This is a genomic window from Pseudalkalibacillus berkeleyi (assembly GCF_021608225.1).
GTDB lineage: Bacteria > Bacillota > Bacilli > Bacillales > Fictibacillaceae > Pseudalkalibacillus > Pseudalkalibacillus berkeleyi.
Window position 1 is genome coordinate 1,032,761 of record NZ_JAKIJS010000001.1, and the last position, 20,596, is coordinate 1,053,356.

Annotated in this window: 18 protein-coding genes; all 18 read left to right on the forward strand. The window is 39.8% G+C overall.

The genetic code is table 11. The features are described from left to right. The first annotated feature begins 101 nt into the window (after positions 1-101). Entirely contained in the window at positions 102-1,628 is a 1,527-nt protein-coding gene (locus L2716_RS05445; protein ID WP_236332533.1) for an ABC transporter ATP-binding protein, read from the forward strand. 6 nt (positions 1,629-1,634) lie between these two features. Then, the gene (locus L2716_RS05450) at positions 1,635-2,684 is read left to right on the forward strand and encodes an ABC transporter permease (protein WP_329610127.1); all 1,050 of its coding nucleotides are present in this window, start codon (positions 1,635-1,637) and stop codon (positions 2,682-2,684) included. Further along, positions 2,685-3,647: an ABC transporter permease gene (locus L2716_RS05455; RefSeq protein ID WP_236332535.1), complete on the forward strand. Its 963-nt coding sequence runs from the start codon at positions 2,685-2,687 to the stop codon at positions 3,645-3,647. It begins immediately after the preceding gene. A gap of 164 nt (positions 3,648-3,811) precedes the next feature. Beyond that, positions 3,812-5,095, forward strand: a complete 1,284-nt coding sequence (gene yfmF, locus L2716_RS05460; RefSeq protein WP_236332537.1) for an EF-P 5-aminopentanol modification-associated protein YfmF — start codon at positions 3,812-3,814, stop codon at positions 5,093-5,095. Then, the gene (gene yfmH / locus L2716_RS05465; protein ID WP_236337808.1) at positions 5,095-6,384 is read left to right on the forward strand and encodes an EF-P 5-aminopentanol modification-associated protein YfmH; all 1,290 of its coding nucleotides are present in this window, start codon (positions 5,095-5,097) and stop codon (positions 6,382-6,384) included. The genes yfmF and yfmH overlap by 1 nt, the downstream gene beginning before the upstream one ends. 70 nt (positions 6,385-6,454) lie before the next feature. Next, positions 6,455-7,177 carry an elongation factor P 5-aminopentanone reductase gene (gene ymfI, locus L2716_RS05470; protein WP_236332539.1) on the forward strand — a complete coding sequence of 241 codons (723 nt, stop codon included), beginning with the start codon at positions 6,455-6,457 and terminating at the stop codon, positions 7,175-7,177. A gap of 77 nt (positions 7,178-7,254) precedes the next feature. Next, complete coding sequence (locus L2716_RS05475) at positions 7,255-7,518, forward strand: DUF3243 domain-containing protein (RefSeq protein ID WP_236332541.1); 264 nt, start codon at positions 7,255-7,257, stop codon at positions 7,516-7,518. A 264-nt stretch (positions 7,519-7,782) separates the two neighbouring features. Continuing rightward, entirely contained in the window at positions 7,783-8,556 is a 774-nt protein-coding gene (locus L2716_RS05480) for a DUF3388 domain-containing protein (RefSeq protein WP_236332542.1), read from the forward strand. A gap of 14 nt (positions 8,557-8,570) precedes the next feature. Continuing rightward, positions 8,571-9,470: a helix-turn-helix domain-containing protein gene (locus L2716_RS05485; RefSeq protein WP_236332544.1), complete on the forward strand. Its 900-nt coding sequence runs from the start codon at positions 8,571-8,573 to the stop codon at positions 9,468-9,470. A 130-nt stretch (positions 9,471-9,600) separates the two neighbouring features. After that, positions 9,601-10,179: a CDP-diacylglycerol--glycerol-3-phosphate 3-phosphatidyltransferase gene (pgsA, locus tag L2716_RS05490; RefSeq protein WP_236332546.1), complete on the forward strand. Its 579-nt coding sequence runs from the start codon at positions 9,601-9,603 to the stop codon at positions 10,177-10,179. A gap of 92 nt (positions 10,180-10,271) precedes the next feature. Further along, the gene (locus L2716_RS05495; protein ID WP_236332548.1) at positions 10,272-11,519 is read left to right on the forward strand and encodes a competence/damage-inducible protein A; all 1,248 of its coding nucleotides are present in this window, start codon (positions 10,272-10,274) and stop codon (positions 11,517-11,519) included. Between the two features lie 92 nt (positions 11,520-11,611). Further along, positions 11,612-12,661 carry a recombinase RecA gene (recA, locus tag L2716_RS05500; protein WP_236332550.1) on the forward strand — a complete coding sequence of 350 codons (1,050 nt, stop codon included), beginning with the start codon at positions 11,612-11,614 and terminating at the stop codon, positions 12,659-12,661. Between the two features lie 778 nt (positions 12,662-13,439). Next, positions 13,440-15,008, forward strand: coding sequence for a ribonuclease Y (rny, locus tag L2716_RS05505; protein ID WP_236332552.1), 1,569 nt, complete (start codon positions 13,440-13,442; stop codon positions 15,006-15,008). 150 nt (positions 15,009-15,158) lie between these two features. After that, complete coding sequence (locus L2716_RS05510) at positions 15,159-15,953, forward strand: TIGR00282 family metallophosphoesterase (protein ID WP_236332554.1); 795 nt, start codon at positions 15,159-15,161, stop codon at positions 15,951-15,953. A gap of 241 nt (positions 15,954-16,194) precedes the next feature. Then, the gene (gene spoVS, locus L2716_RS05515) at positions 16,195-16,455 is read left to right on the forward strand and encodes a stage V sporulation protein SpoVS (protein WP_236332556.1); all 261 of its coding nucleotides are present in this window, start codon (positions 16,195-16,197) and stop codon (positions 16,453-16,455) included. 255 nt (positions 16,456-16,710) lie between these two features. Further along, a complete protein-coding gene (locus L2716_RS05520; RefSeq protein WP_236337809.1) occupies positions 16,711-17,631 on the forward strand; it encodes a dipeptidase in 921 nt (306 codons plus the stop codon). Between the two features lie 208 nt (positions 17,632-17,839). Beyond that, positions 17,840-19,576: a 2-oxoacid:acceptor oxidoreductase subunit alpha gene (locus L2716_RS05525; RefSeq protein ID WP_236332558.1), complete on the forward strand. Its 1,737-nt coding sequence runs from the start codon at positions 17,840-17,842 to the stop codon at positions 19,574-19,576. A 1-nt stretch (position 19,577) separates the two neighbouring features. Next, the gene (locus tag L2716_RS05530) at positions 19,578-20,444 is read left to right on the forward strand and encodes a 2-oxoacid:ferredoxin oxidoreductase subunit beta (protein ID WP_236332560.1); all 867 of its coding nucleotides are present in this window, start codon (positions 19,578-19,580) and stop codon (positions 20,442-20,444) included. The last annotated feature ends 152 nt before the right edge of the window (positions 20,445-20,596 follow it).

Here is a 20,596-nt window from a genome sequence, read left to right on the forward strand (position 1 = left end):
ATAGCTTTCCTTGCTACACTCAAGAAAAGGGGAGCAACACTCAATCAGAATCATACTTGAGGTCAAAAGGAATTGAACAACAGGTGTAGGGGTGAATACAAATGGATTATGTCATTGAAATGCGGGAAATCCGCAAAGAATTTCCAGGCATCGTAGCAAACGATAATGTTACTTTACAAGTTCAAAAAGGGGAAATCCATGCACTTTTGGGAGAAAACGGTGCTGGCAAATCCACATTAATGAATGTGCTGTTCGGACTGTATCAACCGGAAAAAGGTGAGATTAGGGTTCGGGGGGAGAAGGTTGACATTACCGATCCTAATATTGCTAACAATCTTGGGATTGGAATGGTACATCAGCATTTTATGCTCGTCGAGAATTTCACAGTAACGGAGAATATCATTCTTGGACAAGAACCGAAGAATCGTGGACAAGTTGATATTAAGAAAGCTGCAAAAAAAGTTGAAGAAATTTCTAGACAGTATGGACTTCGCGTTGATCCATACGCAAAGATAGAAGATATTTCAGTCGGAATGCAGCAACGTGTTGAAATTTTGAAGACGCTCTACCGTGGTGCAGATATTCTTATATTAGATGAACCGACTGCAGTACTTACACCACAGGAAATTAAAGAACTTATTCAAATTATGAAAAGACTCATAGCTGAAGGCAAATCAATCATTTTAATTACCCATAAATTAAAAGAGATTATGGAAGTTTGTCACCGATGCACCGTTATCCGTAGAGGAAAGGGAATCGGTACAGTTGATGTTGCGAATACAAACAGAGATGAATTGGCATCAATGATGGTTGGTCGTGATGTATCTTTTACAACTGAAAAAGAACCAGGCCATCCTAAACAAACAGTATTAGAAATTAAAGACCTTGTAGTTAAAGATGCAAGAGGTGTTAGTGCAGTAAATGATCTAAGTCTATCGGTCAGAGCAGGTGAAATCATTGGTATTGCTGGAGTCGATGGAAATGGCCAGTCTGAATTAATCGAAGCAATTACAGGATTGAGAAAGTCAACAAGTGGGTCAATTTCATTAAACGGTAAGGAAATTACCAACCATAAACCACGGAAAGTAACCGAAGCTGGCGTAGGACATATTCCACAAGATCGTCATAAACATGGACTTGTCCTCGACTTTTCGATTGGGGAAAATATGGTATTACAAACCTATTACCAAGAGCCATTCTCCAAGTTTAATCAGCTGAAAATTTCAAATATTTTTGATAAGGCTAAAGCTCTTATTGAACAATTTGATGTCCGTACACCAAGTGTTCATACAGAAGCACGTGCGCTCTCTGGAGGAAACCAACAAAAAGCGATTATTGCTAGAGAAGTTGATCGCAGTCCGGACTTGTTAATTGCAGCACAACCGACTCGAGGACTAGATGTTGGTGCAATAGAATTTATTCATTCAAAGCTTATTCAAGAACGTGATGCTAACAAAGCGGTATTGTTAATTTCATTTGAACTTGAGGAAGTCATGAACGTTAGTGATCGCATTGCTGTCATATACGAAGGAAAGATCGTTGCGATTGTTGATCCGAAAGAAGTTACAGAGCAAGAGCTCGGATTACTCATGGCAGGTTCGAAACAATCAGAGAAGGGGGAAGAATAGGTGAAACTGCAAAAGTTATTATTTAAACTCAGTGTTCCAGTCATAGCAGTTGCCCTTGGCCTTCTCGTCGGTGGGATCATCATGCTTACAAGCGGTTATGAGCCGATTAAAGCCTACACCGCACTATTTAGTGTCATTTTTACGGATTCTTACTTTATCGGTGAGACAGTCCGTCAAATGACGCCATTGATTTTATCAGGTCTTGCAGTCGCATTTGCTTTTAGAACAGGCTTATTTAACATTGGAGTAGAAGGTCAACTTCTGGTCGGATGGCTCGCGTCTGTTTATGTAGGAATTGCTGTTGAAGGTTTGCCTGCTTTCATCCATATACCACTTGCTATCTTGGCAGGTGCTTTAGCAGGTGCGTTATGGGGACTTGTTCCAGGGTATTTGAAGGCAAAATTCATGGTCCATGAGGTTATTACAACGATCATGATGAACTATGTTGCGTTACACGTAACAAACTCAATTATCCGCTCTTATTTACTTGCACCAGGTGAAAGAACGGAAGAAATTCAATCCTCTGCATCTTTATCGTCCATGTTTTTGCAGGAAATAACGGACTTTTCTCGATTACATTATGGCATTGTTGTTGCTATATTAGGTGCAATCGTCATGTGGTATTTACTATGGAAAACAACAACTGGTTATGAGCTGCGTGCTGTTGGATTTAACCAACATGCATCCAATTATGCTGGCATAAATGTATCAAAAAATATTATTTTATCTATGTGTATTTCTGGAGCATTTGCAGGTGTTGCAGGTGCGATGGAAGGGCTCGGTACCTACCAGTATATGACTATCAATGCAGCCTTTACAGGTGTTGGTTTTGATGGCATCGCTGTTGCGTTACTTGGTGCAAATAGTGCAATCGGAATTATTCTAGCTGCAGGCTTGTTCGGTGGGTTGAAGATAGGGGCATTGAATATGCAAGCCGTCGCTCAAGTTCCGCCTGAATTGATAACAATCGTTATTGCATTAATCATATTCTTCGTTGCATCAAGCTATCTTGTGCATTGGTTACGAAATCGAATTAATAGAAGGGGGAAAATTTAGATGGATCTCATGCAAATTTTAGGCATCATCATACCGACAGCCATCTTTGCGGCTGCCCCCCTTATATTAACTGCATTAGGTGGTGTGTTCAGTGAACGTTCTGGTGTCGTTAACATTGGTCTAGAAGGATTAATGATGATGGGAGCGTTCATAGGAGCTGTATTTACTTTTTATGGCGAGACGTGGGGATTCGGAAGTGCATCCCCGTGGTTCTCATTCGTCATGGCGATCTTAATTGGAGCAATTTTCTCTTTACTGCATGCAGTTGCGAGTATCACTTTTAAAGCCGACCAAGTAGTAAGTGGTGTGGCTCTAAACTTTCTTGCAGCAGGTCTAACAATCTTCTTAGTAAAGAAAATTTTCGATGCTGGACAAACACCTTACTTGAACGAAAGAATTTTCAAGTCGGATGTCCCACTTCTTTCTGATATACCGATTATTGGACCTTTATTATTCGGCAAGGCATACGTCACATCTTATGTTGCGATTGCTCTCGCATTTGTCGTTTGGTTTATCATCTTCAAGACACCATTCGGTCTCCGTCTAAGAGCTGTAGGAGAACATCCGATGGCTGCTGATACGATGGGGGTCAATGTGACTAAAATGCGTTACATTGCAGTCATGCTAAGTGGTGCTTTCGCAGGTCTAGGTGGAGCAGTTTATGCAACGTCCATTAGTGGAAACTTCACACACTCAACGATTGCTGGTCAAGGGTTCATGGCTTTAGCAGCGATGATTTTTGGGAAGTGGCATCCGTTAGGCGCACTTGGTGCTGCTTTATTCTTTGGACTTGCTCAATCCCTTAGTATTACGGGACAACAAATACCATTGCTCAAGGAAATTCCACATGTGTTCTTATTAATCTCACCATATGTTCTAACGATCCTTGCCCTTGCAGGTTTTGTTGGGCGGGCAGACGCACCAAAAGCAATCGGTAAGCCTTACGAAAAAGGAAAACGGTAACTTTTAGAGAACTTCTCTTTATGAGGGGTTCTCTTTTACTTATTCCTACAGTAAATTTATACTTACGTCACATGGAGGTAATCCCACCTCTATAACGATGAAAGTGTTCATGAATCAGCATTTAATCGGGTAAGCTAATAAAAAAAGAAGGAGAGGTCTACTATATGACGAAAACGAAAGCTCCAAGAGTCATCCCATTTGATGGATATACACTTCATCTCATTGAAACTGAAAAATATAAGACGACTACATTTTCCATACAGATCAAACGAAAGATAGAAGAAAAGGACGTTACGAAACGTGCACTTCTTTCACAAGTGTTGAAAGCTGGGACAAAATCCTATCCATCCTCGTTACATATTCACAGGTTATTAGAGGAAATGTATGGAGCAGGATTTGTTACATCTGTAGGGAAGAAAGGCGAATATCAAATTATTACAATCCGCATGGACGTTTCAAATGAGAAGTTTCTGTTAGACCAAACTCCTCTACTTGAACAGTCTTTATCTTTTTTGGCAGAAGTTCTTCTTCATCCATTGAACGATGGAAACAAATTTGAAGAGTCAAATGTAAATAAAGAAAAAAGAGTACTTAAGCAGAAAATACAGTCGATTTATGATGACAAAATGCGATTTGCAAATAAAAGACTCATTGAAGAAATGTTCAAAGGAAATCGATATGCATTGCATGCCTTCGGTAACGAAGAAGAGGTAGATTCCATTACGTCAGAAGAGCTTTTTGCGTATTATCAAGATGTCATAGAGCATGATGAAATAGACATTTACGTAGTTGGTGATATAGATGGAGACCGAGTTATGGAAACGTTTGAATCCAAATTTCCTTTATCTACGAGAAACCATGATCACAATCCGTCAGTACCACCACTGAACAGGAAAGAGAAAGAAAAAGTAATCTATGATGAGCAGGACGTTAAACAAGGTAAACTTCATATGGGGTACCGTACGTCGATTACCTTTTCTGATCCAGAGTATTTCGCTGTACAAGTGTTTAACGGTATATTTGGAGGTTTCTCTCATTCAAAGCTGTTTATTAATGTGCGAGAGAAAGCGAGCCTTGCTTACTATGCAGTTTCTAGAATCGAGAGCCATGTCGGAGCAATTTTCGTCATGTCAGGAATAGAATTCAAGAATTATGATCAAGCAGTGTCTATCATCCGAGAACAAATGGATAAAATGAAGAATGGAGATATTTCTGTTGGAGAGCTCGAGCAAACAAAGGAAATGCTCAGGAATCAAATTCTAGAATCTGTTGATAACCCAAATAGTTGGGTGGATTTATTATACAACTCTAAGATGTCAGGAGTAGAGCGATCAATAGATGATTGGCTTGAAGGAATTCAGGCTGTAACGATGGAGGATGTAATTGATGCAGCTGCAACCATTTCTTTAGATACGATCTATTTCCTGAAAGGGGAGGGTCAAGAATGATGAAAGAGATTTACTTTGATCAATTACAAGAAACACTTTACTCGGAAACGCTAGAGAATGGATTGCAAGTATATATCCTACCCAAAAAAGGGTTCAATAAGACGTATGCGACTTTTACTACAAAATACGGCTCGGTAGACAATCATTTCACTCCACTTGGAGCAAGCGAGCCGGTGAAAGTACCTGATGGAATCGCCCACTTCCTAGAGCATAAACTGTTTGAAAAGGAAGATCGAGATGTCTTCCAAGATTTCAGTAAACAAGGTGCATCAGCAAATGCCTTCACATCATTTACGCGGACTGCATATTTGTTTTCAAGTACAACAAATGTTCAACAAAACTTGGAAACGTTAATGGATTTTGTTCAAGCTCCATATTTCACTGAAGAAACAGTCGAGAAAGAGAAAGGCATCATCGGTCAAGAAATTGAGATGTATGATGATAATCCAGATTGGCGTGTATATTTCGGTGTGATTGAAAATATGTTCCACCATCACCCAGTTAAAATTGATATTGCAGGGACCGTTTCTTCAATTTCTGATATTACGAAAGATGATCTGTATACGTGTTATGAAACGTTCTACCATCCGAGCAACATGTTGCTGTTCGTTGTTGGAAATATAGACCCACCGGAAATAATGAAATTTATTAAATCTAATCAATCGGCAAAGGAATTTGAGCCCCCATCAAAGATTGAGCGGTATTTTGATAATGAACCACCTGAAGTCGCAAAGAAAAAGTCTGTGATCAAAATGACTGTACAGACACCGAAGTGTATGGTTGGCTACAAACAAGCTAGTCCAGGTCGTTTCGGAGACGAGAGATTAAAGTATGAACTGGGCATGAACCTACTTTTAGATTACCTCTTCGGCCAAAGTTCAACGAACTATGAGTCCTTGTACAGTGAAGGGTTGATTGATCAGTCATTTTCATTCGATTACACTGAAGAAACAGATTTTGGTTTCTCACTTCTAGGTGGGGATACGACTGATCCAGACTTGTTAGCCGAACGAATCACTGAAATGATTGAAGCGGAAAAGACAAAAGGAATTGACAGTAGTGCTATCGATCGTTTAAAGAAGAAGAAAATCGGTAGCTTCCTACGATCGATGAATTCACCTGAATATATCGCAAACCAATTTACACGGTTTCAATTTGGAGATATGAACTTGTTTAATGTCGTGGAAATGTATGACAAAATCACGATTAAGGACTTAGAGAATATCCTTCTGGAACACTTTAATCCAAAGGCATTCACTAGCTGTCAAGTACGACCGAAAAAGGCATGATATAAAAGAAGCTTGAGGCTGACTTAATCGTCAGTCTCTGCTTGTGTAAATTTGTTAAGGAGGGGAGCTTATGAAGCGGTATGCTTTAGTCACAGGTGCTAGCGGTGAAATCGGAGTTGCAATTGCAAGAGAATTGGCAAGCCAAGGGTTCAATCTGTATCTTCACTATTATCAAAACAAACAATCCGTAGAAAAACTACAAATGGAGCTTTCTTCTATTGTTGAATGTCAATTAGTCCAAGCAAATCTCGCTGTCCCTGAAGGACCTTCTGAATTAATTACACAACTACAAAAGCCAGTTGACGTACTCGTCTACAATTGTGGTAGCTCTCATACTGGATTAATGACGGATGTTTCTTCTAAAGAATTAGACAGTATGGTGCAATTACAATTGAAAAGCCCATTTCAATTGCTTCAACTTATCATTCCCGAAATGGTGTCACGAAAAAGTGGATCTGTCGTCTTAATCACCTCGATTTGGGGTCAGACTGGAGCATCTTGTGAGGTGCTCTATTCAATGGTTAAGGGTGGTATGAATACGATGGTAAAAGCGTTGTCCAAAGAACTCGCCCCTAGTAATATACGGGTGAATGCAGTAGCGCCTGGCATTATTGCGACAAAGATGAATGAACAATTATCTGAAGAAGAACTCGAAGCGGTTTCTGACGACATTCCAATTGGTCGTTTAGGTCTCCCTGAAGAAGTTTCTGATGCTGTTGGGTATTTAATTTCTCGCAAGTCCTCCTATATTACAGGACATATTTTACCAGTAAACGGAGCTTGGTATTGTTAGAGGAAATGCATGTATATTTTTGATGTAAAGTGACATGATAAGGCGTGAACGATTTTAATTTCTAGGAGGGACTACACATGTCTGTTCTTGATAACTGGGATGAATGGAAAGGATTTCTCGGAAGCCGTTTGCGCCATGCTGAAGAAAAAGGGATGAAAGGTGGAGCGATTACAGAAATCGCCACCGAAATCGGAGGATATCTTGCTGAGCAAGTCGAACCGAAAAATGCCGAAGAGAAAGTTCTAGCCGATCTATGGAACGTAGCATCTGAAGAAGAGCGCCACTCCATAGCAAGTATGATGGTCAAGCTAGTTGATGGCAGAGACCGAGACGAAGAATAAACGAAGGAATGCTGATCCATACGAAGACTAATTCATTAGTTGCTTCATACAGGATCAGCTTTTTCTTTTTATATACTTCTAGTGAATTTTGTCATATTTATGGGAATTAAAGTCTGGAATTTTAAATTCGATCATTCAGACTTATTTTAAGGGGTTAAAACATTACCAAGTTTTCGTTAATTTTACTTTTCTTAACGATGAAAATCATTTATGATTAGAGAAAAGGTTGTCGGAAATTGATGAACTGTTGAAAGGAGATAGGCAATGGAAGCACAGGAATGGTATTTGGAATATGAAATACATAAAAACCGACCAGGACTTCTAGGGGATATCTCCTCATTACTTGGAATGCTCGGCATTAATATTATAACGATCAATGGCGTAGATAATATGAGAAGAGGCATGCTTTTGCTCGTTCACAACCCTGAACAAGTCGAACGTCTAAAGACAATCCTTGATACGATGGATAACATTACGATTACGAAAATGAGGAAGCCTAAGCTGCGTGATCGATTGGCTGTTCGACATGGTCGCTACATACAACGGGATGCGGATGATAAGAAAACTTTTCGTTTTGTTAGAGATGAGTTAGGTCTTCTTGTCGATTTCATGGCTGAATTATTTAAGGTTGATGGGCATAAACTTATAGGAATTCGCGGGATGCCTAGAGTAGGAAAGACTGAATCCATTGTTGCTGCAAGTGTTTGTGCTAACAAACGTTGGGTGTTCGTTTCCTCCACATTATTGAGACAGACCATCCGTAATCAATTAGCTGACGATGAATATAGTAATGACCATGTTTTCTTAGTAGATGGTATCGTTTCATTGAAACGCTCCTCTGAGAAGCATTGGCAGCTTATTCGTGAAGTGATGAGACTACCTGCTACTAAGATAGTTGAGCATCCTGATATTTTTGTTAGAGAATCCGAGTATAAGATGGAAGATTTCGATTATATTATCGAGTTGCGAGATGAACCTGATCAAGAAATTACATATGATCTCGTTGAAACGAACGTTACAACCTTTGATTTTGAATAGTGGTAGGTGGTAGTATGACCGAATTGGGTCAGCGCTTAAAAGATGCGCGTATTAGTAAAGGATTATCATACGAAGAATTACAAGAGAAAACGAAAATTCAGAAACGCTATTTACAAGCAATCGAAGAAGGGGAGTATGGCGTCCTTCCAGGTGCATTTTATGCTAGAGCTTTTATTAAAAATTATGCAGAAGCGGTTGACTTAGACCCAGATGAGTTGTTTGAAGAGCATGCAAGTGACCTTCCAGCTTCTGATCAAGGGAAAACAGAGTATGCACCTCGGTCTTCACGAGCAACACGTGTACCAAAAGACAGTAAGATTTCGAGAGTGCTTCCACTCATCTTCACGGTCCTACTCCTCAGTGCGTTGTTAGTTGCTGCTTATGTGTTTGTGTCAAACAACGCTGGCAGCATTGGCTCTGAACCAAACAAGGATAATGTTGACGATTTCGACTCTGAGCAACCTGAGGAACCAGCAGATGAATCATCACCAGAGTCTAATGGAAATACTGGTACGGATTCTGAACCTGAGGAAGAAGATGGAACAGAAACGAAATCTGAAGAGGAAGAAGAACCGGTACAAGAACAAAAGCTTGAGCAGGTTTCCACGGAAGGTATCGTTACAACCTATAAACTTTCGGACACTAAGGATTTTAATGTGGAATTAAAAACGACCGATAATTCGTATATTGATGTGAAAGATTCAAATAACAAATTCGTACAGCCTGGTGGGAAAGAGTTTAAGAAGGGCGAAACATTAACGTATGATCTAGCTGATGAATCTGAAGTGACATTTAATATCGGATCGACACCTGCTGTTAGCATTACAGTCAACGGGAAGCCTTTAACCTACACATCAGATAAAGTTCACCAAAAGATTGTTATTCAATTTGAAAAAACATCCGAATCACAATAAAAGCATCAGGATTGACTTTTTTATAGGTCAGTCCTGTTCTTTTTTCGGGAAAATCTCACAGCGCATTAAGTTTCCTTTTCATGTGTTTGTGGTAAAATAAACATGTTTATGATGATAACAGGAGGAAGTTATGAATTTACCGAACAAGATTACTTTTTCACGTGTATTAATGATACCCGTCTTTATGGTGTTTCTACTCGTTCCATTTGATTGGGGTACGATCGAAGCCTTCTCAGGAGAAATACCAGTCCACCACTTTATCGCAGCAATCATTTTCATCATTGCTTCTTGTACGGACTGGATTGATGGCTATTATGCTAGAAAGCTCAACATGGTTACGAACTTAGGGAAGTTTCTTGATCCATTAGCGGACAAACTGCTCGTAACTGCAGCGTTAATTGGTTTAGTTGAACTTCAACTCGCTCCAGCTTGGATGGTCATTTTAATACTGAGTCGGGAGTTTGCTGTTACAGGTCTAAGATTAATTGCAGCAGGAGATGGCGATGTTATAGCGGCTAGTCAGCTCGGAAAGCTAAAGACTTGGATCCAAATCATTGCGATTTCAGCTTTATTATTACACAACATACCGTTTACAATGATATCGTTCCCATTTGCAGAACTCGCGTTATGGGCAGCGACGATTATCACCGTCTTTTCTGGATGGGATTATTTTATGAAAAACAAACACATTATGCTAAAGTCAAAATAAGTATCCAAACATACCGTCCTGTTTCCGAGGGCGGTTTATCATTTTTCGTTTAAAAAGTAAAAACTAGATCAGATTTAATGAGGTGAGGAAAGATGAATGCAGAAATTATTGCAATTGGGTCTGAGCTGTTATTAGGACAAATTGTTAATACAAATGGTCAGTTCATATCAAAACAATTAGCTGACGAAGGCATTAACGTTTTTTATCATACGGTTGTCGGCGATAACAAACAACGACTATTAAATAGTATTGAGAACGCAGCCTCTCGTTCCGACTTAATCATTTTTACAGGTGGATTAGGTCCAACAAAGGATGATTTAACGAAAGAAACAATTGCTGAGTATTTGGGTGTCTCTTTAGTTGAGAATAAAGAAGCAATGGATCTCATTGAAGATTATTACGAGAAAACAGGACAAACAATGTCCGAGAATAACAGAAGGCAAGCGCTCGTATTTGATGGTGCTGAAGTGCTCCCAAACAACAATGGGATGGCACCCGGCATAGCCCTTCAACAAGATGGTAAGACCTACATTCTGTTACCTGGCCCGCCTAAAGAAATGCAACCGATGTTTCTAGATTACGCAATTCCTTATTTAAAGCAATTCGGTAGTGGTGAAGAGTCATTTATCCATTCAAGAGTACTCCGCTTTTATGGAATTGGGGAATCAACACTTGAGACCAAATTGATTGATTTGATTGATCATCAAACCAATCCGACTATCGCTCCGCTTGCGGGGAATTTTGAAGTGACGCTCAGGTTGACTGCAAAGTGCCAGTCTAAAGCTGAAGGTGATGAGCTGATCAATGAGTTAGAAAATCGTATTTTCGAGCGTGTAGGAAAATACTTTTACGGTTATGACGATACAAGCCTGGCTAATGAGGTTATGAAGAAGTTACAAGCCTCTGATCTTACACTTGCATGTGCAGAAAGTTTGACAGGTGGTTATTACGGCCACGATCTTACGAAATTATCTGGCATTGGACAAGTATACTTAGGCGGGATCGTCTGTTACCAAAATGAAATCAAAAGAGACCATCTACAAATCCCGGAAAGCGTATTAGAAGAACAAGGTGCTGTTAGTGAAACGTGTGCACGGATGATGGCTGAAAATATTAAATCACTCTTCAACAGTGATATCGGCATTGGCTTTACTGGTGTTGCGGGGCCGAACGAAATGGAAGGCAAAACACCTGGTACAGTCTTTATTGGGATTGCGACCGGTGCGGGTACCAAGGTATTTCCATTGAACTTAGCAGGTAGCCGAAATGCAGTGAGAAGTAGAACAGTCAACTATGGTCATTTTTACTTATTAGACGAATTGAAACAACTGACTCAATAATTCATTGTATGCGAATAAATGTTCGTAAAAAGTATTGGCAAACTGTAAGAAAAACGGTATGATGAAACTAGTTAATGAATAGGAGTGATTTCATGAGTGATCGCAAAGCTGCATTAGATATGGCATTACGACAAATAGAAAAGCAATTTGGTAAAGGATCTGTCATGAAGCTTGGGGAACAAGCTGAAAATCGTGTTTCCACAACTTCGAGCGGATCTCTTGCACTCGATATCGCACTTGGCGTAGGTGGATATCCGCGAGGTAGAATAATCGAAGTTTACGGACCTGAATCTTCCGGTAAGACGACCGTAGCACTTCACGCAATTGCAGAATCGCAACGTAACGGTGGTCAAGCCGCATTTATCGATGCGGAGCACGCTTTAGACCCTGTTTACGCCGAAAAGTTAGGCGTTGACATCAACGAATTGTTATTGTCTCAGCCAGACACAGGTGAACAAGCACTAGAAATTGCTGAAGCATTGGTTCGAAGCGGTGCAGTCGATATTCTAGTCATCGACTCAGTCGCAGCACTTGTACCGAAAGCTGAAATTGAAGGGGAAATGGGTGACTCTCACGTCGGTCTACAAGCTCGACTCATGTCACAAGCACTCCGAAAGCTTTCAGGAGCAATCAGCAAATCGAAAACAACTGCGATCTTCATCAACCAAATTCGTGAGAAGGTCGGCGTAATGTTTGGAAATCCAGAAACAACTCCTGGAGGACGTGCATTGAAGTTCTATTCATCCGTCCGTCTTGAAGTACGCCGTGCTGAAACCTTAAAACAAGGTAACGACATGGTTGGTAACAAAACGAGAATTAAAGTTGTTAAGAACAAGGTGGCACCTCCGTTTAGAACAGCTGAGGTTGACATCATGTATGGTGAGGGAATTTCTAAACAAGGTGAAATTCTCGATATCGGATCGAATATCGAAATCGTGCAAAAGAGCGGAGCTTGGTACTCCTTTAATGGAGAACGTCTTGGTCAAGGCCGTGAGAACTCGAAGCAGTTCTTGAAGGAAAACACAGCCATAGAATCCGAGATTAACCAGCAGGTTCGTTCATACTACAAATTGAACGGTGAGGGAGCAGCGACAGAAGAAGCAGCTGCATCTGAAGAAGAAGAAAACGACTCACTCGTATAATATCAATAATGAAGATACCCGGAATCGGGTATCTTTTCGTTTTAGAAGAGCTTTTTCTAGATAACTTTTTATTTTTCTAGATCATCCATTTATTAGACCTGTACGATTAAAGTGAAGCCCCTAAAATCAAAAAAATGAAGGTTTTTAAACATAAAAACCGAATATTCACTTTAAATCTATTAAAAGGAGTGTTGAATAGATATGAAATGGATTGGAAGCGTGCTAAGTGGATTTGCTCTTCATGCCTCGCAACTTCAAAAACAGCACATCATGCAGCTATTGCCGATTATGGACTCCTCATCTCTCAAATCTGCAAAATAATGAAATAAGAAATTTCCTCAAAAATATCCCCTCATACCGCAAATTATCTGCTCAACAAATTAGAATTGAAGTTAAATGGTAGGAGATACACCCTTACGAAAACGAATCTATATGAACTATCAGACAAGGAAGAATTCGAAAAGTCCACAGTCGAACCGTTCTTAATGTAACTCTTTCATTTCCTTACTCATAAAGTATTTCTATCTTCAACTTCAAAATATGAAATTTCTCATAATATTAAACCTTCATTTGATAGAAAAACTCCCAATCTGATTGGTAATGTAAGTGCGTTCTGTCAGCTCTTGACATTGAAAATAGACAACTATACAATTAGGTTATATTGTTTGATTACTTTAACAATTGTTAAACAATGAAAACCGCTGTATGTGAATAGCTAGCTTGTTAAAACTATTCAATTTTACAACCAACAATTAGATAGCAAGAGGAGGTGATAGGTATGGATACAAATACAATTGTCCTCATCTCCAGTGTGCTTGTCTCTGCAGTTCTATTTGCAGTTGTTGGATATCTTGTTCGTAAATCCATTGCTGAAGCGAAGATTTCGAGTGCCGAGCATGCAGCGAAGCAGATTATCGAAGATGGAAAGCGTGAAGCTGAAGCTAGCAAAAAAGAAGCGTTGCTCGAAGCGAAAGATGAGATTCATAAGCAACGAGTCGACGCCGAAAATGAAATTCGTGAACGCAGATCTGAACTTCAAAAACAAGAACATCGCTTGGTACAAAAAGAAGAGGTCCTTGACCGTAAAAGTGAAACCTTAGATAAGAAAGAGGAATCATTAGAAAAAAGGGAGGATTCTCTCACCAAAAAACAACAACAAATTGAAGAGATGGAAAGCAAAGTGGAGCATGTGTTGCAGCAACAGCAACTGGAACTCGAACGGTTATCTGGAGTTTCACGCGATGAAGCGAAGCAAATGATCATGGATCAAGCGCAGTCTGAAATAGACCATGAACTTGGTGCAATGATTAAAGAGAGCGAAAATCGCGCGAAAGAAGAAGCCGACAAAAAGGCGAAAGAGATTTTATCTCTTGCCATCCAACGTTGTGCAGCTGACCACGTCGCAGAAACAACAGTATCTGTTGTAAATCTGCCGAACGATGAGATGAAAGGTAGAATCATCGGACGTGAAGGACGTAATATCCGTACTCTTGAAACGTTAACGGGGATTGACTTAATTATTGATGACACACCGGAAGCGGTCATTCTTTCTGGATTCGATCCGATTAGGAGAGAGATTGCCAGAATTGCACTTGATAAGCTCGTATCTGATGGACGCATTCACCCTGCTCGCATTGAAGAAATGGTGGATAAGTCTAGAAGAGAAGTTGACGAGTATATTCGAGAAATCGGTGAACAAACGACCTTTGAAATGGGTGTACATGGTTTACATCCTGACTTGATTAAAGTATTGGGAAGACTGAAGTACCGTACGAGTTATGGTCAGAATGTACTTAAACACTCAATGGAGGTTGCTCACCTCGCAGGATTGATGGCTGCTGAACTTGGTGAAGACGTGACAGTCGCACGAAGGGCCGGATTGCTCCATGATATCGGTAAAGCGATTGATCATGAAGTGGAAGGAAGTCACGTTGAGATTGGTGTAGAACTTGGTGTGAAATATAAGGAGCACCCAGTCGTCATTAACAGTATTGCTTCCCACCATGGTGATACGGAACCGACTTCCATCATCGCAGTCTTAGTCGCTGCTGCAGATGCACTATCTGCTGCCCGACCAGGAGCGAGAAGGGAAACGCTTGAAACGTACATCAAGCGACTTGAAAAGCTTGAAGAGATTTCTGAGTCATTTGAAGGTGTTGAGAAATCCTTTGCGATTCAAGCTGGTCGAGAAATTCGTATAATGGTTCGCCCAGATATGGTGGATGATATTGCATCCCATAGATTGGCACGGGATATAACGAAGAAGATCGAAGGTGAACTCGACTACCCTGGACATATTAAAGTAACGGTTATCCGTGAAACGAGAGCAGTCGAGTATGCGAAATAAAGTGGCGATTACGCCACTTTATTTTTTTTGAATAGCAAAAACGCCCTGTGACTAGTCGTAGTGCTTGTGCTCTTTTCACAAAAATGGACAGACTAAATCGAAGATGGCATAGTAAGTGAAGTTGAAATTTTACATAAAAGGAGTCTTAACATGAGAATTTTGTTTGTAGGAGATGTAGTTGGTTCACCAGGTCGTTCAATGGTGGAAACGTATTTATCGAAATTAAAATCTAAATACAAGCCGACTTTAACAATTGTTAATGGTGAAAATGCAGCCCATGGTAGAGGGATTACCGAAAAAATCACGCGTAATTTAAAGCAGTGGGGTGCACAAGCCATTACGATGGGAAATCATACGTGGGACAATAAAGAAATATTCGAGTTCATAGATGATGTGCCACAAATGGTTCGTCCAGCTAACTTTCCTGAAGGGACGCCTGGGCAAGGATATACGTTTGTGAAAATTAATAACGTAGAAGTTGCAATCATCAACTTACAAGGTAGGACTTTCATGCCGCCTTTAGATTGTCCGTTTCAAAAAGCAGATGAGATTATTGAAAAAGTTCGATCACGCACACCATATATTTTTGTAGATTTCCACGCTGAAGCTACAAGTGAAAAGCAAGCGATGGGTTGGTATTTGGATGGAAGAGTCTCAGCTGTAGTAGGGACCCATACCCATGTCCAAACCTCTGATAACCGTGTTCTAACAGGGGGAACGGCATACATTTCGGATGTTGGCATGACAGGTCCTTATGATGGGATCCTCGGAATGAGTAAAGAAGCAGTTCTTAAAAAATTTCTGACAAATTTACCAGTCAGGTTTGAAGTAGAAAATGGTCGGGAACAGTTAAGTGGAGTCGTAATCGATTTACATAAGGAGACCGGTCTAGCGAAATCGATTAAACGAATCCAGATTAATGAGGACCATCCATTTCACGATTAATTTTGTAGTTTTGTTCAATTAACAGAAGGGAAATGGCAAGTAACCGCTATATTCTTATCAGGTATGTCTTGCATTGTTCACTAAACATGTTAAACAGTAGCTCATATTTGTTTCTTTGTCTTTTATGAAATCAAATGTACTTCATTCAAGTATTATTGACTTTATCGGTATTTAGGAGGAATACAAGCTCATATCCTGAATATAGTAGAAGTGGTAGGATATCAATAAGGAGGTACAAATCATGGAAATATTAAAAGTTTCAGCAAAGTCCAATCCAAATTCTGTAGCTGGCGCATTAGCCGGAGTCCTCCGTGAACGTGGTAATGCCGAAATTCAGGCGATCGGTGCCGGTGCCTTGAACCAAGCAGTGAAAGCTGTAGCGATTGCACGAGGATTTGTAGCACCCAGTGGAGTTGACCTCATTTGTATCCCTGCATTTACAGATATCATGATTGAAGGCGAAGAAAGAACAGCGATTAAATTAATTGTTGAACCGCGATAATGTCACTTAACCTGTTTGTTCGGTATTGAACAAACAGGTTTTTAGTGTGCAGGGATTCAAATCGAGAAGTAGTTTACATAATAAATTACCGTGTAACAGAAGGATTATCGAACTTGGCACCTAATGTATTAGGTACCAGGTTTTCTTTTGATTTATTTTCTCGAATAATTTAGTTTAGAATGAATCCAAAATACCAATACTGTATAGCTGAAACGGAACAATTTGTTTCGATTTCTCAAGGGGATGATGACATTGATGGTGTTCGATGCACATTGTGATGCCTTATTGAAGATGTGGAGGGATCCTCAACTTACGCTTAGAAGTTCAAATGACCTACAAGTATCCTACCAAGGAATGAAATGTGTAGGATCAAAGGTACAATGCTTTGCAATTTTTGTACCTGATGATGTTGTTGGAGATGCTAGGTTTCAAGCTGCAATAGATATGATTCACATCTTTCATGAAAAGGTCGTCAAGCCCTATCCTGATTTGAAGATGGTCAGCTCGAAAGAAGATATCCTACAGTTAAGGGAACATGAAGTTGGGGTTATGCTCACCCTCGAAGGGTGTGGACCAGTAGCGAATGACTTAACGCGGTTATCAACACTCATTCAATTAGGTGTACGTTCAGTTGGGCTTACTTGGAATTACGCAAATGACTTAGCAGATGGAGTTCTTGAAGAGCGACAATCTGGTCTATCCAATCTCGGAAAACAAGCGGTACAACTTCTTCATAAGGAAAAGGTGTGGACGGATGTATCGCATTTAACAGAGGCTGGTTTTTGGGATGTACTCCAACATACAAACTATGTTATTGCATCTCATTCTAATGTTAGGGCGCTCTGTAATCATCCGAGAAATTTAAATGATCAACAAATTAAAGCGTTAATTAAAAAGAATAGTGTAATTGGTATAACATTCGTTCCTTACTTTTTGAGTGAGCGTTCTCCAGTTTATATGAATGAAGTCATCAAACATATAGATTATGTAGCATCGATGGGAGGCGTAAACAACATCGGATTTGGATCTGATTTTGATGGTATCTCGGAAACAGTAAGAGGTTTGGAATCGATATTTGGGTACGAAAGTCTCATAAATGAGTTGTTGAAGCATTTTTCAGAAGATAATGTTAGAGGATTTTGTTTTAACAATTTTTACAATCGCATCTGTTTTTAGTATATTTGAAGTAGTCAAATAGGTGGGATGATTTTCGTCAGAATACTTGCATTTTTATAGTGTTAGGTCTATTATTGAAAACGTTATAGACCATTTTTTCTTCCCAAATTTTAGAAGGTTTTACATAATACCATCTATTTGGTTGAAAGAGTATTTCGATATAGTATGAGTTTTAAAGATTGGAACAAAAGAAGGGGTGGAGTTCTACATGGTAGATCAACTTTCATGGAAAGTTGGCGGACAACAAGGTGAAGGAATTGATAGTACTGGTGAAGTATTTTCACTTGCTCAAAACCGACTAGGTTATTACCTATATACTTACCGCCACTTTTCTTCTCGAATTAAAGGTGGTCACACGAACAACAAGATTCGTGTTTCTACAAAAGATATCGGTGCAGTTTCAGACGATTTAGACATACTGGTTGCGTTTGACCAAGAAACAATTGATGTAAACTACCACGAACTACATAGTGAAGGTATTATTATAGCAGACTCCAAATTTAATCCAACAGCTCCAGAAGACTGTAAAGCTAAATTATTTGCAGTCCCATTCACAGAAATTGCGAATGACTTAGGTACATCGTTAATGAAGAATATGGTTGCTATTGGGGCAACAAGTGCCATTCTTGGCCAATCAACTGAAGAATACCGAGAAATTGTTCAAGAAGTATATGGGCGTAAAGGTGATAAAGTCGTAGAAAAGAATATGGAAGCACTTCGTCAAGGTGCTGAATATTTCAATGAACAAGCTGGTGGTCCAATTGAGAGACTTCAACTTGAAAAGGCCGACGGCAAGAAACGAATGTTCATGATTGGTAACGACGCGATTTCACTAGGATTTCTAGTAGGTGGCGTGCGTTTCATGTCTGCTTATCCAATTACACCTGCTTCTGAAATTATGGAATATATGATCAAACACTTACCAGATTACGGTGGAACAGTGATACAAACAGAGGATGAAATTGCTGCTGCAACAATGGCAATCGGTGCGAATTATGCTGGGGTACGTACTATTACTGCATCAGCAGGTCCCGGTCTTTCATTAATGATGGAAGCAATCGGACTTTCTGGTATTACAGAGACACCTCTCGTTATTGTGGATACACAACGAGGCGGTCCATCAACCGGACTTCCAACAAAGCAGGAGCAATCTGACTTAATGGCGATGATCTATGGTACACATGGAGAAATCCCTAAAGTCGTAATGGCGCCAAGTACAGCGGAAGAAGCCTTCTATGATGCTGTAGAAGCATTGAATATTGCTGAGGAATATCAATGCCCAGTTATTCTACTCTCTGATTTGCAGTTATCGTTAGGTAAACAGTCTGTTCAACCTCTAGATTATAGCAAGGTTGAAATCCGTCGCGGAAAATTACAACAAGGTGAGCTACCTGAGCTTGAAGCAAAGGAATATTTCAAGCGATACGAAGTGACAGAAGATGGTGTTTCACCACGTGTCATCCCAGGACAAAAGAGTGGTATACACCATGTTACAGGTGTTGAACACGATCAAACTGGAAAGCCTTCTGAAGTTGCATCCAATCGTCAGGCAATGATGGATAAGCGTCATCGTAAGCTGAACAACTTGAAGTTCAATCAACCTATTTTTACAAATAAAAAACATGAAGATGCGGATTTACTCGTCGTTGGTTTCAACTCTACGAGAGGGGCGATCGAAGAAATGATGCCTCGTCTAGAAGAGGATGGCATCAAGGTGAATCATGCGCACGTTCGACTCGTACATCCATTTCCTGCTGAAGAGATGAAAGAACTTGTTGACTCAGCTAAGAAGGTAGTTGTAGTAGAAAACAACTCGACTGGACAACTTGCGAATATCATGAAAATGAATATTGGAAACTTAGATAAAATTAATAATGTACTGAAATACAACGGCAACCCATTCTTGCCTTCAGAAATTTACGCAAAATGCAAGGAGCTGTTATAAGATGGCAACATTTAAAGACTTTCGTAACCAAGTAAAACCAAATTGGTGTCCAGGTTGTGGAGATTTCTCAGTACAAGCAGCAATCCAACGTGCTTCAGCAAACATCGGTCTAGAACCTGATGATTTAGCAGTTGTATCAGGTATTGGGTGTTCCGGTCGTATTTCTGGCTACATTAATTCATATGGTTTCCACGGGATTCATGGTCGTTCTCTACCAATTGCTCAAGGTGTTAAGATGGCGAACCGTGATCTTACAGTAATTGCTTCTGGTGGAGATGGTGATGGATTTGCAATTGGTATGGGGCACACGATCCACGCAATTCGCCGTAATATCAATGTTACGTATATCGTAATGGATAACCAAATTTACGGATTAACTAAAGGTCAAACTTCTCCCCGTTCAGATTTTGGCTTTAAAACAAAAAGTACACCTGAAGGTTCTGTAGAGTCGTCCATTTCTATTATGGAGACAGCGTTGACTGCAGGAGCGACTTTTGTAGCCCAAAGCTTCTCGAGTGACTTGAAAGAATTGACTTCATTAATTGAACAAGGCATTCAACATGAAGGATTCTCACTCATAAATGTATTCAGCCCTTGTGTAACATACAACAAGGTAAATACGTATGATTGGTTTAAAGAAAACCTTGTTAGTTTATCTGATATTGAGAATTATGATGCGAACAATCGAATGGTTGCCATGCAAACGTTGATGGAAAACAATGGACTTGTTAAAGGTTTGATCTATCAGAATACTGAGAAGAAGTCATATCAGGATCTTGCCCATGGATATAGTGAAACTGCACTTTCAAAGGCAGACCTAAGTATCGATGAAAAACAATTTGAAAAACTGGTCTCTGAATTTATGTAATGACTGCGTTCATGAAGCCCCTCCTTTTACGGTTAGGGGCTTTTTACTTTTTGGTCCAGATAAATGTTATTTTTAAAACTCATTACCTTTCCGACGGCATTAGAAAAACGGAAGCGACCTACTAAATCAACAACAACACTAACAGGGTTACT

What these genes read in the sequence shown, in the direction of transcription:
- L2716_RS05445 (WP_236332533.1), top strand. Translation starts at nt 102, where the DNA reads ATGGATTATGTCATTGAAATGCGGGAAATCCGCAAAGAATTTCCAGGC.
- L2716_RS05455 (WP_236332535.1), top strand. Translation starts at nt 2,685, where the DNA reads ATGGATCTCATGCAAATTTTAGGCATCATCATACCGACAGCCATCTTT.
- yfmF (WP_236332537.1), top strand. Translation starts at nt 3,812, where the DNA reads ATGACGAAAACGAAAGCTCCAAGAGTCATCCCATTTGATGGATATACA.
- yfmH (WP_236337808.1), top strand. Translation starts at nt 5,095, where the DNA reads ATGAAAGAGATTTACTTTGATCAATTACAAGAAACACTTTACTCGGAA.
- ymfI (WP_236332539.1), top strand. Translation starts at nt 6,455, where the DNA reads ATGAAGCGGTATGCTTTAGTCACAGGTGCTAGCGGTGAAATCGGAGTT.
- L2716_RS05475 (WP_236332541.1), top strand. Translation starts at nt 7,255, where the DNA reads ATGTCTGTTCTTGATAACTGGGATGAATGGAAAGGATTTCTCGGAAGC.
- L2716_RS05480 (WP_236332542.1), top strand. Translation starts at nt 7,783, where the DNA reads ATGGAAGCACAGGAATGGTATTTGGAATATGAAATACATAAAAACCGA.
- L2716_RS05485 (WP_236332544.1), top strand. Translation starts at nt 8,571, where the DNA reads ATGACCGAATTGGGTCAGCGCTTAAAAGATGCGCGTATTAGTAAAGGA.
- pgsA (WP_236332546.1), top strand. Translation starts at nt 9,601, where the DNA reads ATGAATTTACCGAACAAGATTACTTTTTCACGTGTATTAATGATACCC.
- L2716_RS05495 (WP_236332548.1), top strand. Translation starts at nt 10,272, where the DNA reads ATGAATGCAGAAATTATTGCAATTGGGTCTGAGCTGTTATTAGGACAA.
- recA (WP_236332550.1), top strand. Translation starts at nt 11,612, where the DNA reads ATGAGTGATCGCAAAGCTGCATTAGATATGGCATTACGACAAATAGAA.
- rny (WP_236332552.1), top strand. Translation starts at nt 13,440, where the DNA reads ATGGATACAAATACAATTGTCCTCATCTCCAGTGTGCTTGTCTCTGCA.
- L2716_RS05510 (WP_236332554.1), top strand. Translation starts at nt 15,159, where the DNA reads ATGAGAATTTTGTTTGTAGGAGATGTAGTTGGTTCACCAGGTCGTTCA.
- spoVS (WP_236332556.1), top strand. Translation starts at nt 16,195, where the DNA reads ATGGAAATATTAAAAGTTTCAGCAAAGTCCAATCCAAATTCTGTAGCT.
- L2716_RS05520 (WP_236337809.1), top strand. Translation starts at nt 16,711, where the DNA reads ATGGTGTTCGATGCACATTGTGATGCCTTATTGAAGATGTGGAGGGAT.
- L2716_RS05525 (WP_236332558.1), top strand. Translation starts at nt 17,840, where the DNA reads ATGGTAGATCAACTTTCATGGAAAGTTGGCGGACAACAAGGTGAAGGA.
- L2716_RS05530 (WP_236332560.1), top strand. Translation starts at nt 19,578, where the DNA reads ATGGCAACATTTAAAGACTTTCGTAACCAAGTAAAACCAAATTGGTGT.